This window comes from Myroides oncorhynchi, from assembly GCF_020905415.1.
GTDB lineage: Bacteria > Bacteroidota > Bacteroidia > Flavobacteriales > Flavobacteriaceae > Flavobacterium > Flavobacterium oncorhynchi_A.
In genome coordinates this window covers 218,900-237,725 of the sequence record NZ_JAJJMP010000001.1, presented here as the reverse complement: position 1 = coordinate 237,725, position 18,826 = coordinate 218,900, and the positions used below count along the sequence as shown (strand labels likewise).

Sequence of the window (18,826 nt, the reverse complement as noted above, 5' to 3'; positions counted from 1 at the left end):
GTTTCAATTGGTAGTCTCATTTTATTTTTGTTTCAATTAATTAGAGTTTAGTAAACTCCAATTATATAGGACATCTTTTATTCATATTGTTCGAATATTTGTTGCAGTTAATTATGTGCATACTTAAGGTTTGTGTGTGAAGCTATAACAACTATATAGAATAGAAATAAAATTCAAGTTATGAAGAAAAGATTACTCCCTGTAGCACTTTTTTTAGGTACTATTGCAGCTAATGCCCAAGTAGGGATTGGTACTGCTACGCCTAATAAATCTGCAGAATTATTAATTGAATCTAGCAACCGTGGTTTATTAATTCCTAATGTGTCTTTAAAGGATACCAAAGATAAATCAACTATTACTAATGGTAATGTACAAAGTTTATTAGTATATGCTACTAAAACACAAGGAGACATTACACCTGGTTACTATTATTGGGATGTAAACGTATGGAAGCGTTTAACTGCAGATGCTGATATTCCTCAAATAGTAGTGAATAATTTTCAAGAGATAGTAAATAAAGACGGTGATAAGGTTCAAAATATCATTAAAAATATTGTTAAAAATACAGAGGGAAATGTTATCTATGAAGGTGATAAGTTTTATACTTTCACTAAAGATGGTGACAAGATAGTAAAACAAGAAATTAAAGATAAACTTACTACTATTATTTATGACGATGCTAGTGGAGATTATATTTATTATAACGAGAATGCAGTAGATCGCAATGGTAAAATCATTGGTGAAGGTATTCGTATTAAAGTAAAAGAAACAGTTATTAAAAAATTTGGTGATATCATCAATAATAAAACTGTTCAAGAACATATCACTAATTATTTAGATGGAACTCACGTAGGTGGTAATGTTTATTATGAAGGTGACAAACTTACCTATATAACTAAACAAGGGGATAGAAAAGAAGTTTCTATTAACTCTGTGGTAACTGCTAATGAAAGCAAGACTGCTATTATCACTGTAAATAAAAAACAATATTATGTAGCTGAAGAGTATTTAGTGGCTAATAAAGGTGTGGTACCAACTACAGTAGATGCTACTAATTTACCTAAAGGTATCTATGCTATTGATGTTGTAGGTGGGGTGGTGAATAATTTAGAAGAGATTGTAAATAGCGGTCCAGTTAATGTGGATGGTCGTACATTCAAAACAGTAAATGACTATATTACTTATCTAACAGAATCTAAAGGTGGATTTACAAAAATCGTATATAATCAATCTACAGGGGATGTTATATTCCAAGAATGGAATGAAACTACTCAAAAATATGTGAATGTAGATAATTCTAAGTTCAGCACTATCGTTAAAGCAAATGAAACGGTAACAACTTTAGTTAAAAATAATGACGGTACTTATACTTACACAAACGAAAAAGGTACTACAACTATTGTAGATATTCCAGGAGAGTTTATTACTCATTTTGATACTATAGTTAAACAACCTGTAACTGTTGATGGACGTATATTTACTAATGTAGATGAATACATTAAATATGTAACTGAAACAAAAGGTGGATTCACTAAGATTGTTTACAATAAACAAGGCGATGTAGTATTTCAAGAGTGGAATGAAACTACTCAAAAATACGAGAACGTAGATAACTCTAAATTTAGCACTATTGTCAAAGGGAACGAGACCGTTACTACATTAGTAGATAAAGGCGATGGTACTTTAGAGTATACTGATGAGAAAGGTAAAACTGTGTCATTTGACAGTAATACAACAACGGTATCAATCGATAAAGGTATTTATACATTTAAAGATGGTAAAGGAGGAGTAATTACAACAATCGATACTAATGCTTCTGCTACAGGATTTGACGATACTAAATCACAATTGGGATCAGATAATGTACAAGGAGCTATTGACAACTTAGTAGAGAAGATAGGAAAAGGAGCAGGAGTTACTTTAGTTGATAACAACAATGGAACTATTACTTTAAAATCAAAAGATGGAGATGTATTAGGAACAGTAAATAAAGCAAACTTAACAAATAACAATGATGGTACGTATACATTTGACAATGGAAACGGAACACCAGTAGTTATAGATACTAATGCAGATGCAATAGCATTTGACAATAGTACAAACGGTTTCACATCAACAAATGTACAAGGAGCTTTAGAGGAGTTAAAAACTCAATTATCAGGTACAAGCGATTCATTAGTTAATAATAACGATGGTACTTATACTCATACTACAGTATCAGGAGATGTTGTTATCATTGATGCAAATACAACAACGGTATCAATCGATAAAGGTATTTATACATTTAAAGATGGTAAAGGAGGAGTAATTACAACAATCGATACTAATGCTTCTGCGACAGGATTTGACGATAGTAAATCACAATTGGGATCAGATAATGTACAAGGAGCTATTGACAACTTAGTAGAGAAGATAGGAAAAGGAGCAGGAGTTACTTTAGTTGATAACAACAATGGAACTATTACTTTAAAATCAAAAGATGGAGATGTATTAGGAACAGTAAATAAAGCAAACTTAACAAATAACAATGATGGTACGTATACATTTGACAATGGAAACGGAACACCAGTAGTTATAGATACTAATGCAGATGCAATAGCATTTGACAATAGTACAAACGGTTTCACATCAACAAATGTACAAGGAGCTTTAGAGGAGTTAAAGACTCAATTAGCGGGTACAAGTGATACATTAGTTAATAATAACGATGGTACTTATACTCATACTACAGTATCAGGAGATGTTGTTATCATTGATGCAAATACAACAACGGTATCAATCGATAAAGGTATTTATACATTTAAAGATGGTAAAGGAGGAGTAATTACAACAATCGATACTAATGCTTCTGCGACAGGATTTGACGATAGTAAATCACAATTGGGATCAGATAATGTACAAGGAGCTATTGACAACTTAGTAGAGAAGATAGGAAAAGGAGCAGGAGTTACTTTAGTTGATAACAACAATGGAACTATTACTTTAAAATCAAAAGATGGAGATGTATTAGGAACAGTAAATAAAGCAAACTTAACAAATAACAATGATGGTACGTATACATTTGACAATGGAAACGGAACACCAGTAGTTATAGATACTAATGCAGATGCAATAGCATTTGACAATAGTACAAACGGTTTCACATCAACAAATGTACAAGGAGCTTTAGAGGAGTTAAAGACTCAATTAGCGGGTACAAGTGATACATTAGTTAATAATAACGATGGTACTTATACTCATACTACAGTATCAGGAGATGTTGTTATCATTGATGCAAATACAACAACGGTATCAATCGATAAAGGTATTTATACATTTAAAGATGGTAAAGGAGGAGTGATTACAACGATCGATACTAATGCTTCAGCGACAGGGTTTGACGATAGTAAATCACAATTGGGATCAGATAATGTACAAGGAGCTATTGACAACTTAGTAGAGAAGATTGGTAAAGGAGCAGGAGTTACTTTAGTTGATAATAACAATGGAACTATTACTTTAAAATCAAAAGATGGAGATGTATTAGGAACAGTAAATAAAGCAAACTTAACAAATAACAATGATGGTACGTATACATTTGACAATGGAAACGGAACACCAGTAGTTATAGATACTAATGCAGATGCAATAGCATTTGACAATAGTACAAATGGCTTCACATCAACAAATGTACAAGGGGCTTTAGAGGAGTTAAAAACTCAATTAGCGGGTACAAGTGATACATTAGTTAATAATAACGATGGTACTTATACTCATACTACAGTATCAGGAGATGTTGTTATCATTGATGCAAATACAACAACGGTATCAATCGATAAAGGTATTTATACATTTAAAGATGGTAAAGGAGGAGTAATTACAACAATCGATACTAATGCTTCTGCTACAGGGTTTGACGATAGTAAATCACAATTGGGATCAGATAATGTACAAGGAGCTATTGACAACTTAGTAGAGAAGATTGGTAAAGGCGCAGGAGTTACTTTAGTTGATAACAACAATGGAACTATTACTTTAAAATCAAAAGATGGAGATGTATTAGGAACAGTAAATAAAGCAAACTTAACAAATAACAATGATGGTACGTATACATTTGACAATGGAAACGGAACACCAGTAGTTATAGATACTAATGCAGATGCAATAGCATTTGACAATAGTACAAATGGTTTCACATCAACAAATGTACAAGGAGCTTTAGAGGAGTTAAAGACTCAATTAGCGGGTACAAGTGATACATTAGTTAATAATAACGATGGTACTTATACTCATACTACAGTATCAGGAGATGTTGTTATCATTGATGCAAATACAACAACGGTATCAATCGATAAAGGTATTTATACATTTAAAGATGGTAAAGGAGGAGTAATTACAACAATCGATACTAATGCTTCTGCTACAGGATTTGACGATAGTAAATCACAATTGGGATCAGATAATGTACAAGGAGCTATTGACAACTTAGTAGAGAAGATTGGTAAAGGCGCAGGAGTTACTTTAGTAGATAATAACAATGGAACTATTACTTTAAAATCAAAAGATGGAGATGTATTAGGAACAGTAAATAAAGCAAACTTAACAAATAACAATGATGGTACGTATACATTTGACAATGGAAACGGAACACCAGTAGTTATAGATACTAATGCAGATGCAATAGCATTTGACAATAGTACAAATGGTTTCACATCAACAAATGTACAAGGGGCTTTAGAGGAGTTAAAGACTCAATTATCAGGTACAAGCGATTCATTAGTTAATAATAACGATGGTACTTATACTCATACTACAGTATCAGGAGATGTTGTTATCATTGATGCAAATACAACAACGGTATCAATCGATAAAGGTATTTATACATTTAAAGATGGTAAAGGAGGAGTGATTACAACGATCGATACTAATGCTTCAGCGACAGGGTTTGACGATAGTAAATCACAATTGGGATCAGATAATGTACAAGGAGCTATTGACAACTTAGTAGAGAAGATAGGAAAAGGAGCAGGAGTTACTTTAGTTGATAATAACAATGGAACTATTACTTTAAAATCAAAAGATGGAGATGTATTAGGAACAGTAAATAAAGCAAACTTAACAAATAACAATGATGGTACGTATACATTTGACAATGGAAACGGAACACCAGTAGTTATAGATACTAATGCAGATGCAATAGCATTTGACAATAGTACAAACGGTTTCACATCAACAAATGTACAAGGAGCTTTAGAGGAGTTAAAGACTCAATTAGCGGGTACAAGTGATACATTAGTTAATAATAACGATGGTACTTATACTCATACTACAGTATCAGGAGATGTTGTTATCATTGATGCAAATACAACAACGGTATCAATCGATAAAGGTATTTATACATTTAAAGATGGTAAAGGAGGAGTGATTACAACGATCGATACTAATGCTTCTGCTACAGGGTTTGACGATAGTAAATCACAATTGGGATCAGATAATGTACAAGGAGCTATTGACAACTTAGTAGAGAAGATAGGAAAAGGAGCAGGAGTTACTTTAGTTGATAACAACAATGGAACTATTACTTTAAAATCAAAAGATGGAGATGTATTAGGAACAGTAAATAAAGCAAACTTAACAAATAACAATGATGGTACGTATACATTTGACAATGGAAACGGAACACCAGTAGTTATAGATACTAATGCAGATGCAATAGCATTTGACAATAGTACAAACGGTTTCACATCAACAAATGTACAAGGAGCTTTAGAGGAGTTAAAAACTCAATTATCAGGTACAAGTGATTCATTAGTTAATAATAACGATGGTACTTATACTCATACTACAGTATCAGGAGATGTTGTTATCATTGATGCAAATACAACAACGGTATCAATCGATAAAGGTATTTATACATTTAAAGATGGTAAAGGAGGAGTAATTACAACAATCGATACTAATGCTTCTGCTACAGGGTTTGACGATAGTAAATCACAATTGGGATCAGATAATGTACAAGGAGCTATTGACAACTTAGTAGAGAAGATAGGAAAAGGAGCAGGAGTTACTTTAGTTGATAACAACAATGGAACTATTACTTTAAAATCAAAAGATGGAGATGTATTAGGAACAGTAAATAAAGCAAACTTAACAAATAACAATGATGGTACGTATACATTTGACAATGGAAACGGAACACCAGTAGTTATAGATACTAATGCAGATGCAATAGCATTTGACAATAGTACAAATGGTTTCACATCAACAAATGTACAAGGAGCTTTAGAGGAGTTAAAAACTCAATTATCAGGTACAAGTGATTCATTAGTTAATAATAACGATGGTACTTATACTCATACTACAGTATCAGGAGATGTTGTTATCATTGATGCAAATACAACAACGGTATCAATCGATAAAGGTATTTATACATTTAAAGATGGTAAAGGAGGAGTAATTACAACAATCGATACTAATGCTTCTGCGACAGGATTTGACGATACTAAATCACAATTGGGATCAGATAATGTACAAGGAGCTATTGACAACTTAGTAGAGAAGATAGGAAAAGGAGCAGGAGTTACTTTAGTTGATAACAACAATGGAACTATTACTTTAAAATCAAAAGATGGAGATGTATTAGGAACAGTAAATAAAGCAAACTTAACAAATAACAATGATGGTACGTATACATTTGACAATGGAAACGGAACACCAGTAGTTATAGATACTAATGCAGATGCAATAGCATTTGACAATAGTACAAATGGTTTCACATCAACAAATGTACAGGGAGCTTTAGAGGAGTTAAAAACTCAATTATCAGGTACAAGCGATTCATTAGTTAATAATAACGATGGTACTTATACTCATACTACAGTATCAGGAGATGTTGTTATCATTGATGCAAATACAACAACGGTATCAATCGATAAAGGTATTTATACATTTAAAGATGGTAAAGGAGGAGTAATTACAACAATCGATACTAATGCTTCTGCTACAGGATTTGACGATACTAAATCACAATTGGGATCAGATAATGTACAAGGAGCTATTGACAACTTAGTAGAGAAGATAGGAAAAGGAGCAGGAGTTACTTTAGTTGATAACAACAATGGAACTATTACTTTAAAATCAAAAGATGGAGATGTATTAGGAACAGTAAATAAAGCAAACTTAACAAATAACAATGATGGTACGTATACATTTGACAATGGAAACGGAACACCAGTAGTTATAGATACTAATGCAGATGCAATAGCATTTGACAATAGTACAAATGGTTTCACATCAACAAATGTACAAGGAGCTTTAGAGGAGTTAAAAACTCAATTATCAGGTACAAGTGATTCATTAGTTAATAATAACGATGGTACTTATACTCATACTACAGTATCAGGAGATGTTGTTATCATTGATGCAAATACAACAACGGTATCAATCGATAAAGGTATTTATACATTTAAAGATGGTAAAGGAGGAGTAATTACAACAATCGATACTAATGCTTCTGCGACAGGATTTGACGATAGTAAATCACAATTGGGATCAGATAATGTACAAGGAGCTATTGACAACTTAGTAGAGAAGATCACTATAGTAGAAGGAGCAAAGGGGAATTTATCAGTATCAGGAGGACTTGAATTTACAGGAGGAACAAATGGTGTTGCTAAGTTATTAGCTGAGGCTGGTATTCAGATAGCAGATAAAGGAGTTACAGCAAGTAAGCTGGTTGCTGAAGGATCTGATAAAGGAAAAGTAGCTACAGTAAATGTAGATGGAAGTGTAACATATCAAGATATTACAGCAAATTCATTAGTTGATACTAAAACATTAAGTACAGACGGTGTTATTGTTATTGGAAAGGATAGTAATGCTACAGATACTACAGCTGTTAAGTCTTTATTAGCTGATGTAAAATTAAACATTGCTAATAATAAAATCACAACTGAGCATATTGCAAATGGTACTATTAAACCAGAAGATATTGCTAAGGCTGGTAATAATCAAGTGTTAGTCACTGATACAGATGGTAATCCTTCTTGGAAAAACCAAAGTAAAGTAGCTCCTCAATTCTTCTATATGCCAGCAGTTATTTTTGATACAAAAGCAAAAGCAACTGGATTAGTAAGAGATTTATATAAAGAATATGTAGATCAGTTTACTGGAGGAAAAATAGGAGATGGGAATGCTAATTATAATATTGCTCATGGAGCAGGTGGATATAAAATGCCTTATACAGGTGGAATAGTTGGTAGTGAAGGGGCTCCATCAGATATAGCTATATTTAATAGTGGAGAATTACATTATTATGTGACTTATTATGACACAAAAGTATTTGCTAATCTAAAGATAGATAAAGATGGTAAGCTTACTTATGATATCATTGGTAATGCTACACCTGCATCTTATATGAATATCGTTTTTGTAATCAAATAACGAATTAAAATAGTTAAGCGTTTTGAGTTTTGATTAACTCAAGACGCTTATATAACTAAATTATAATTACAAATACAACATGATATATAAAATTATAAATAAGATAACAACTAAAGTATTACTTACCTTAAGCTTAATCTTAGGAGTAAGTACAACTGTGTTGGCAGATGGTTCTAGAAATTTATATCCTAGTGGTGTGAGTGGACATCGTGCTATGTTATTAGGTAAAGGACATACTTCACCAGAGGCAATACCATTTCCTAATGCTGGAGCCCATTATGTATATGCTAAAGTAGGGGAAACTATCACTATGGCATCTTCAGCACAAGGAACAACTAACTGGAGAGATGCTAATGGAGGAATTACTTTGTATAATCCTTCAGGTAGTATAGTTGTTAATAATAATCAAACACAGGGACAAATTCCAAATCGTTCTGCTGAGATAGCAGGGCCTAAATTGAGAGAAGATAGTCAAGGAGGATATATTCCTATTTATTATAAAGTTTTAGAAGAGGGGCTTTATAGAGTTGAATTTACATCTAGAACTACTACAGGTGCCGGACCTGTATTACAAGCAAATGATTCATGGAATCAAGCTACTGCTGCTGCAATTAGTGCATGGGATGTTTCTGTAATTAATGAGGCAAAGTTTATTAATGGTAGAGTTTATACTACAAATTTAAATTTTACTAATGGTAATTTTAATGGAGAGTATGCAAATGTTTCTTTCCAAGGGAAGTTTTATGTGCGTACTAATGATGGGTTTACGTATAGAGTAACCCATAAAGGATCATCAGGTATTGTATGGGCTTTTTTTGTGAATAACAATGGTTTCTATGATCCTAAAACAAAGAATTCTTTGTATAAGAGTATGAATAGTGAGGCTAGTCAGGTTATTGATAATATTCATAATCCTAATACTCCGGATAATGATTCAAATATAACACATAAGATATACTATACGCTACCAGCGATTGATATGCCTACTAAAGCAAAAGTTGCTATCAATAGTTCATCTTATGGTTTGACTACTTGGTTGAATCCTAAAGTAATAGAGCCAGAAGTGTCTAATGTAAAGATAGTAGGTGCTGAAGGAACAGTAGGTGTTTTTGGACATAAAGGAGGTTATATAGAGTTTGATGCTCCTGTAAGTGGGCAACAATTTACGATAGATATCATAAGTAATGGATCTGTATTTAAAAAATTAGTAGGAAATACAAAAGAGGGACACAATAAAATTTATTGGGATGGAGTAGGAGCAAATGGACAAAAACTAAACGGTGTAGTTCCTGTTGATCTAAATGTACAATTACAAGGAGCTGAAGTTCACTTCCCTTTCTTTGATATGGAATACAATAAAGGAGGGATTGCTATTGAATTATTAGATTATAACAATTTTAATAATGTTATTTCTGATTTGGTTTTCTGGGATGATAGTGATATACCTAATGTAAGAAATGGGTCGAATGTTAATCCTAAGGTTAATACACATTTAACTGCTGGAAATAGGGGAATTAGTAGTAATACTAATGGTCATAAATGGGGTGAAGGAGGTTCTGGACCTAATAATACATTTGGTGATAAAAAATCCATGGATACTTGGACTTTTAGGGTTGGAAATAAAAAGGAAATCAAGACAGATGTTGTTATTAAAGAAGCAGACCTTTACACGACCTTAACTTATAAAGTAGGTGGGGTAGTAGGAAAAGGTAGCGGACATAAAGGAGATACAGTAGATTATATAGTGACAGCTGGTAATAAAGGACCTTCTGATATTATAGCAGATGCTAGTAAAGGAATTCATGGTGCTCCTTTTACATTTACAGTTCCTCCTGGAGTGGATATTATCAATCCTAATAGCGTTAAGGCTGTTTTTTCTTGTACAACAGGAAAAGTTGCTAAAGAATCTGTAACACTAAGTTATGATCCTCTAACACGTACATTCCGTTCAGAATTACAAATTCCTAATGGATGTACAGTTGAGTATAAAATCACAGGGGTGTTAAATGGTATGACAGGGTCAATGATTGCAGAATCTACAATTATGAGACCTGCGGATGTTTCTGATCCGGATGCAACAAATGGAGATCCTAATGTTAAACCAACAAATCCACACTATGAATGTTATAATAATGATTCAGGGAATTTACCAGGTAGTAGTGGATCAATCGGATGTAACAATATTAATGAAGTGGTCTTTATGGCTCTTGGAGACTGTGTAGATCAGATATTATATTTTGAAGATTTTGATAGAGGATATTGGGATCTTAATTCAGGTAGAACAGATTGGACTCAACGTGCTTCTATAAGTATTGGATCTAATGGAGAGATCTTAACACAGAATGGAAAAGTATTAAGAAATGGGCCTAAAGGAGGAGCTACAGCATCTTATCTTTTTGCCCCTGGTATTAATGATAGTCGCTATGCAGGAGCAAATAGATCACCGCATAATGAAACTATTTCTGTAGCACGTATTAAAAATGGATATTATTCAGTGAACCCTCCAGGATATGTTCAAATGGGAATTCCAGAAACAGATTCTTGGAAACAAGGTATTTGGGTACCTAATGCTCCAACGAATGATCCTAACATAGCAAATAGTAATTTTGACTGGACACCAGCATGGGAGAATGTAAAAGCTATTAGAGATATGTCAGGAGCGGTAAATGGATCAGCATTTTTAGTAAGAGGAGCTGCTTCAGCAGCACAAAGTATTAAACCATTTTATGAGTTTGAGGTAGAAGGGAAAATTGAGAAAGACAGAGTTTATACTTTAGATATTTATTCTTATGTGACATATCATGATAAAGATTATATGATCATGGATGTATTAGACAAAGAAACAGGGCATATCTATGCGTCAATTCCATTAAAGTATGGAGGAGTAGGTTTACCTGAAGGAGCCTCACCTACAGGATTTAGCTTAGGGTGGGTACCATTAACAGCTAGTTTTACATTCGCAGAAGCTGCATGTGATGATGTTGTTAATCGCCAAGTAAAGATTGCTATTCGTGGTAGTCAAGATAGAGCCTTAGAATCAGGTAAAGGATTTGGGCATACACTTATAGATAATATCACATTTTCTAAGCGTATTCAAGATCCAAACTGTGGAATTCATGTTTCTAATATTACTTGTGCAGATGAGTGTTATCAAGATATAGTAGGTAAAGGTTTTGGATGGGGATATTATGCAGGAGAATTAGGTGGTAAAAAAGTTATTGAAGAGAGTTTTACACAACCAGGAACGGATGGAGGTTTTGTATTAGATATTTATGAGCTAGATAATTCTTTTAATATGGTTATTAATGGAGTACCACTTTATAAAGAAGAATTAGAGTTTCAGAGAGCTGGTGGATTAGAGCAAAATGTACGTTTTAAAGCTGGTGGTATTTGGGAAGATGGAACAATTAAAGATATTTGGATGTTTCATCAGGGAGCAGTTTTTGATTTAGAAGATCGCTTTAATAATCCTACCCCTACAGTTCAAGTGATTATAGATAAATGGGGAAATGTTAAGTTGTATGGAAAGCGAACAGAAACGAGTAATTTGGAGGAGTTAGAGGTATTTGATAAAGTAACTAAAAATACTGTTCAATTATCTTCAATTGCATGGAATAGTGATATTAATAATACTTCTGCAAATGAAATAAAAGTTACTCAAAATGTAGTTAATGTAACTAGAATGTATGGTTTTGGTTATGGTCAACAACAAAAAGACTGTGAAACTTGCACAATTGAAAAGGAAGGTGTTTTTGCAGATGAAAGTAAAGATGGGTATGCACAGGTGGGTGAAACTATCTTATATACTTTTGATGTAAAGAACCTAGGAGACATGGATATTTATGATGTAGAGATTGTAGATCCATTATTTGGCTTTACTATTAAACTAGATGAGAATACTCATTTACCAATGCAAGAAGGAGTAACTCTATCAGGTGATAATAATAACAATGGTGTTTTAAATAGAAATGAAACATGGACATTTACAGTATCATATGTGGTAACTGAGTTTGATATTTTTGACACAAAAGGTGTGTATAATAGAGCTACTGTAAATGGTGTAGGTAAACTTCCTAAATCAGAACGTCAAGTAAAAGTAAAATCTACAGATCCAACTCCATATAAAGAAGGTGATGAAGGATGGGATCCTACTAAAGAATTCCATACTTATGTCCCTTTAAAAGGGGATGGATTGTTGATTACTAATCCTATGATTTATCAAAAAGTGAGACAATAGAATAATAACTGTGTTAGTATTCGTACTAACACAGTATTTAAAAACTGAAAACTATGCAATCAAAAAAACTATATAAATCAGTTGCCTTATTGGGTCTAGCGTTGCCAGCTACAGTAGTAGCTCAGCAAGCTAAGAAAGATCAAGTAATGGTAAACCAAGGAAAGATTTCGGTAGCAGAAGGTGGAGTAATGTCAACAATCTATGATTTTGATAATACGAAAGAAGGTTATGTGAAGAATGATGGAACGGTTTATTACTACAGCAATTTCAACAATGATAATTTATACGAGCACAGTACTAACGCCAAAGGTTCTAAAGTAGTGTTCACTCCTTTTGAACAAGCAACAGGTGGGCAAGCTATCACAGGGAGTCAACCATCAAACTTCTTTGATGTTGTTTTAGACAACCCAACAAAGGACATGGCTTTTGATCTAAAGAACGAAGCGAATGTACGTGGAAGTGTAGACTTTAAAGACGGAATTATCAAGGTAGACTCTTTAGCCGGTATGCTTACTTTTCACCAAGGAGCTAAAGCATTAAAGCCAACAGATAGAAGTCACGCAGAGGGCTATGTAGAGAAGATTGGTAACGAAGAATTTCAATATCCTAAGGGCGATAAGGGACTTTATCGCTATGCTAGAATCACTGCCCCTGAGAATGTAAAAGATGCTTACCAAGGTAAGTATAACTTAGATGATAAGAACTTCTTTAAGGCGCGTGCTACTAAGTCAGGAGTGATTAACCTACTGGATACTCGTGAGTATTGGACCATTGATAAAGGTAATGACAATAGTCAAGGAGATATTATGCTAACGTTAAGTTGGGATGAGCGCACTACCCCTAAAGAGCTTTTAGCTAATCCCGAGAAAGAGTTACACATTGTACGATGGGATGCCAAACAGCAGTTATGGGTAGACGAAGGTGGAGTAGTCGATTTAGATAAAAAAGAGATTACAACTCCTACTAGTGTAAGAGGGTATGGATTCTTTACGTTAGCGACAGTTAACACAGATCTAATCCTAGATGGAGACATTGTTATTTACAACCTTGTAACCCCTGATGGAGATGGTAAGAATGATTACTTTATCATTGACAACATTACTAAGTTTCCAAATAACACAGTGGAAGTTTATAACCGTTGGGGAGTTAAGGTTTATAATACAAGTAATTATGATAGTGCAGGAAATGTATTTAGAGGGTATTCGGATGGTCGTGTGACAATCAATAAGAACGAAAAACTACCAAGTGGAACGTACTATTACATTGTGAACTACGAGTATAAAGATGCCAAAGGTTCACGCATGATTAAAAAATCAGGTTACCTACAATTAGAAAGCAATAAGTAAGAATATATGAATATTCAACAAAATATCAAGAAAATCGGAATCAGCTTAATCGCCTTAGGCTGCTTCTCACAAATGCAAGCTCAACAAGACCCGCAATACACCCAGTATATGTATAATACTAATATGGTTAACCCAGCTTATGCAGGAAGTAGAGGAACGTTAAACGTATTTGGGATGTACCGCACACAGTGGGTAGGATTAGATGGAGCCCCTAAGACAGCGAATGTATCTGTATCTACACCATTAGGTGAGAGCGGACTAGGGTTAGGTGTAAACTTTACCAATGACCGTTTAGGAGCGATGGATGAGAATAATATCTCAGTAGATTTATCGTATGCAATTGATTTGAACGCAGATTATAAATTAGCTTTTGGATTAAAAGGGACAGCTAATTTACTGAACGTGGATTATACAAAATTAAACATTCACAATCCATCCGATCCACACTCACAGGAGAATATCAACAATAAGTTTAGCCCCAATATTGGAGCAGGAGTTTACTTATATTCAGACAAAGCGTATGTGGGGTTATCAGTACCTAACTTCTTAACACAGAATAGATACGATGATAACGAGCGCAATACAGATCTAACAGTGATGCGTCAAAAAGCACACTTCTACCTAATGGGAGGATATGTGTTTGATGTTAGTGAGAATGTATTGTTTAAACCGGCAGCATTAGTAAAAGCAGTAAGTGGAGCACCCTTACAAGTGGACTTGACAGCTAATGTATTGTTGTATGATAAATTTACATTAGGGGCAGCTTATCGTTGGGATGCAGCAGTCAGTGCACTGGCAGGCTTCCAGGTGAATGATAATATGTTTATTGGATATGCTTATGATTTTGATACTACTAAATTGCACAACTACAACTCAGGATCACATGAGATCTTTATGAGATTTGAGCTATTTAACCGTCGTAGTACGATTAATGCGCCTCGATTCTTCTAGAAGAATAAGAGGAAAAAGACACAATTATGAGAAAAGAGCTATTGAAAATAAGCTTATTTGGTATGTTACTTTTAGCGGGAGTGAATACTCAGGCACAGAGGGTAGCAGAGAAAAAAGCGGATAAAGAATATCAAACCCAGGCGTATGTCGATGCAATCAAAATTTATGAGCGCATCGCTAACAAAGGGTACACAAACGCAGATATGCTAAAGAAATTAGCAGATGCGTATTACTTTAATGGAAAGTTACCAGAGGCCAATAAGTGGTATGAACAGTTGTTTGACGGTGAGTATGACAATAAGGGCAAGGAGGCTATCCCATCAGAGTATTACTATCGCTACGCTCAGACGCTAAAATCTGTAGAGAATTACGACAAGTCCAAACAAATGATGCAGGAGTTCTCTAAGCTAGAAGGAAACGACTCTAGAGCACAGCTTTTTGAAGCAAGCAAAGATCGCTACCTAAAAGAGATAGAGAACAACTCAGAGCGTTATGAATTAAAGAATATCGGAGTAAATACTGCGTATTCTGATTATGGAGCAACACTGTACGGAGATCAATTAATTTATACAACAGCTCGCCAGACAGAGCATGAGTCAGGTAGTCGTTTACACGATTGGACTAATGAGAGTTTTACGAGTTTGTATAGCAGTAAGATTAACGCAGACGGAACCTTTGAACAGCCAGTTAAGTTTGCCCCAGAGTTAGACACTAAAGTAAACGAAGCAACAGCTGTGTTTACAAAAGATGGCAAGACGATGTACTTCACGCGTAACAATACAAGTGTAAAGGGAAAACGTCGTTTAAACAAAGATAAGTCAACTCTTTTAAAGATATATAAAGCAATGTTATCAGAAGAAGGGAAATGGACAAATGTAGAGGAGCTTCCGTTTAATTCGGATAACTTTAATACAGCTCACCCAGCGTTGACTCCAGATGATAAATGGCTTTACTTCTCATCAGACAGAGAAGGGAGTATCGGTCAGTCAGATATCTTTAGAGTGGCTATTTATCCAACGGGAGAATATGGAAATGTAGAAAATGTAGGAAAGAAAGTTAACACATCAGGAAGAGAGACTTTTCCATTTATTTCTAAAGACCACTTCTTGTTCTTCAGTTCAGATGGACATCCAGGATTAGGAGGATTAGACGTGTTTGTAGCGAAGATCAATGTAGATGGTAGTATTGGACAGGTTACTAATATGGGAACGCCTATAAACAGTAGTACAGATGACTTCGGATTTTATGTAGATAACAAGACACGCAAGGGATTTGTGAGTTCTAATAGAGCTAACTCAGTAGGAGGAGATGATATTTACTTCTTTATGGAGAAAGTATGTCACCAGATCTTAGAGGGTATTGTGTTTGACAAGGATACCAAGGAAGTATTAGCCAATGCGAAAGTGACCATTTATAACAATGCTTATACACGAGTAGGAGAGTTAATGACAGATGATAAGGGCTACTATAGAGTAGAAGATTTAAACTGTAATGGGAAGTACCGTCTGAAGGCAGAAGCACCGAAGTATAATACCGAAGAAGTGATTGTACAGATGGATGCGATAGTAGGTGGAGTGAGAAAACAAGATATTCCACTAGAGAAAACAGAGAAGCCAATTGTTAAGGATGATGACTTGTTTAAGAAGCTTAAGTTAAACCCTATCTATTTTGACTTTGACAAATCTAACATCCGCAAAGATGCTTCTATAGAATTAATGAAAGTAGTGGAGGTATTAAAAGAATACCCAACGATGAAGATAGATGTGCGTTCGCATACAGATAGTAGAGGAAATGATGATTACAACTTGAAGTTATCTGATCGCAGAGCTAAGTCTACAGTGGCGTGGATTATCAGTCAGGGAATCGATGCAAGTCGAGTAACAGGGCAAGGATATGGTGAGACACAGTTACAGAACAAATGTAGTAATGGTGTACCATGTACAGTAGAGGAACATCAACTAAACAGACGAAGTGAATTTATTGTTACTGAGTTGTAATATAGTTACTTAGAAAGCGTTTATAGAATATTACTATAATTTGTTTAAAAACAACAAAACAATTTTTTTTCGACCGATCCTGCTGTAGGATTTAAAACTAACAGTATTAGCCACTAAAAGCTCCCATATGGGAGCTTTTTTTTTCAATTATATTTTCGAATTCTATATAGTTTTAGTTTGAATGAATAATTAGATTATATAAAGCATATAAGAGGAAAAATAATTTTAGCTATAGGAAAGTATAATTATGATTTCATTTATTTAGAAAGTATTTTATTAGATATAAAATATTTGATTATTAGCCTTTTATATGACTTTGTTCTTTTGTTAAATTAGTTTATAGAGTAAATTATACACTATTTTATGTTCTATTTTTATTTGAATGTTATCAAAAGTCCTATTTAAATTGAATTATGGTGATTTATAACTAGTATAATCATAAGAAGCGTGCTAATAATTATTTAATTTATAATCTGTTAATAATTATTTTTTATTTGATTATTAAATGTTAAATTTATTTTTAATTTTGTTATTTATTATAATGTTGGCTTTTGTAGTGTGATATTCTATAAAAATTAAACAAATGCTAAAAAATATAGATATGAAAAAAGAAAATGCATTGAAGTTAGTTCTGTTTTCGGGGGGATTGATTTGGTCTACACTAAGTAATGCTCAAGAAAAGTTAAATTTATATAATAGTGGTTCAATTTTTGTTGAATCAAAAGAAGTGTTATCAGTCCAAGGTCAATTTGAGAATGCTAAGGGGGCTAGCTTTACTAATTTAGGCGAAGTTCATTTTTTAGATGATTTTAATAATGAGGGAGATTTTGTTTTTTCAAAGACTGAACGAGGGAGTAAGGTATTCTTTTCTCAATTAGAGGGAACAAAAATTAAGAAGAAAATATCAGGAGGAGCAAATTCTACAGAGTTTGACAATGTGTTTTTTGATACAGAAGGGATAGACTTACAAAATGAAATAAGTATCTCAGGTCGAGCTAATTTTGAGCGTGGTAATGTAATTGTCAATACCCCTTTATCAGGGAGTATAACATTCACAGAAGGATCTTCAATAGGTAGTGTAGGTGATAGTAGCCATGTAGTAGGTATGGCAGATCGCGAAGGGAAAAGTGAATTGACAATGCCTATAGGAGATGGAACCTACTATCGCCCTATTACTTTAGGTGATAGTAAGGGGACCAAGGATTTGTTTCAGAGTGAATACAAGCGCAGTAATCCATTAGTTGGCAGAACACATACAAAGAAAAATGCTATTGTTGAGATTAACAATGCAGAGTATTGGGAGGTTAAAAACGAAGTGAAAGATGGAGGTGCAATAATTTTAACATTGAGTTGGAACGAAAAAACAACTCCTGCAAGTTTATTGGTTAATCCAGAAAAGGGATTACATATTCTACGTTGGGATGCAAAGGAATTGGTTTGGGTTGATGAAGGAGGTATAGTGGATGTTACTAGTAAAACAGTTCGCACGCCTATGACCGTTAATGCATCAGGCATCTTTACATTGGGTATAGTTGATGTAGATTACAATGCGGAGATTAAGATTTATAATGCAGTATCACCAAATGGGGATGGATTGAATGATTATTTTATCATAGAGAATATTGGTAAATACCCTAATACAGTAGAGATTTTTAATCGTTGGAGCTCAAAAGTATATAGTACTACTAATTACGATCCTAATGGAGATGGAAGTACTAATGTATTTAAAGGAGAGGCAGAGGGAAAAGGAGTTTCATCTAGTGGAAAGTTGGCAACAGGAACTTACTATTACATAGTTAGATATGAAGTCCGTACAGCAAATGGTTCAGAATGGATTAAGAGATCAGGTTATTTACATTTAGAAAATAATTAGA

6 protein-coding genes are annotated in these 18,826 nt (G+C 33.9%); all 6 read left to right on the top strand.

From position 1 onward, the window contains the following. Nucleotides 1-180 precede the first annotated feature (180 nt). The 6 genes from LNQ81_RS00870 (at nucleotide 181) to LNQ81_RS00845 (ending at nucleotide 18,825) form a co-directional block, all read left to right on the top strand. The gene (locus LNQ81_RS00870; protein ID WP_229944273.1) at nucleotides 181-8,421 is read left to right on the top strand and encodes a hypothetical protein; all 8,241 of its coding nucleotides are present in this window, start codon (nucleotides 181-183) and stop codon (nucleotides 8,419-8,421) included. A 79-nt stretch (nucleotides 8,422-8,500) separates the two neighbouring features. After that, on the top strand, nucleotides 8,501-12,658 hold the full coding sequence (locus LNQ81_RS00865; protein ID WP_229944272.1) for a DUF7507 domain-containing protein: 4,158 nt from the start codon (nucleotides 8,501-8,503) through the stop codon (nucleotides 12,656-12,658). A gap of 53 nt (nucleotides 12,659-12,711) precedes the next feature. Then, nucleotides 12,712-14,004, top strand: a complete 1,293-nt coding sequence (locus tag LNQ81_RS00860) for a gliding motility-associated C-terminal domain-containing protein (protein WP_229944271.1) — start codon at nucleotides 12,712-12,714, stop codon at nucleotides 14,002-14,004. 6 nt (nucleotides 14,005-14,010) lie between these two features. Beyond that, a complete protein-coding gene (locus tag LNQ81_RS00855) occupies nucleotides 14,011-14,955 on the top strand; it encodes a PorP/SprF family type IX secretion system membrane protein (RefSeq protein ID WP_229944270.1) in 945 nt (314 codons plus the stop codon). A gap of 26 nt (nucleotides 14,956-14,981) precedes the next feature. Continuing rightward, nucleotides 14,982-16,952 carry an OmpA family protein gene (locus LNQ81_RS00850; protein WP_229944269.1) on the top strand — a complete coding sequence of 657 codons (1,971 nt, stop codon included), beginning with the start codon at nucleotides 14,982-14,984 and terminating at the stop codon, nucleotides 16,950-16,952. Between the two features lie 601 nt (nucleotides 16,953-17,553). Continuing rightward, nucleotides 17,554-18,825: a gliding motility-associated C-terminal domain-containing protein gene (locus LNQ81_RS00845; protein ID WP_229944268.1), complete on the top strand. Its 1,272-nt coding sequence runs from the start codon at nucleotides 17,554-17,556 to the stop codon at nucleotides 18,823-18,825. Nucleotide 18,826: the final 1 nt, after the last annotated feature.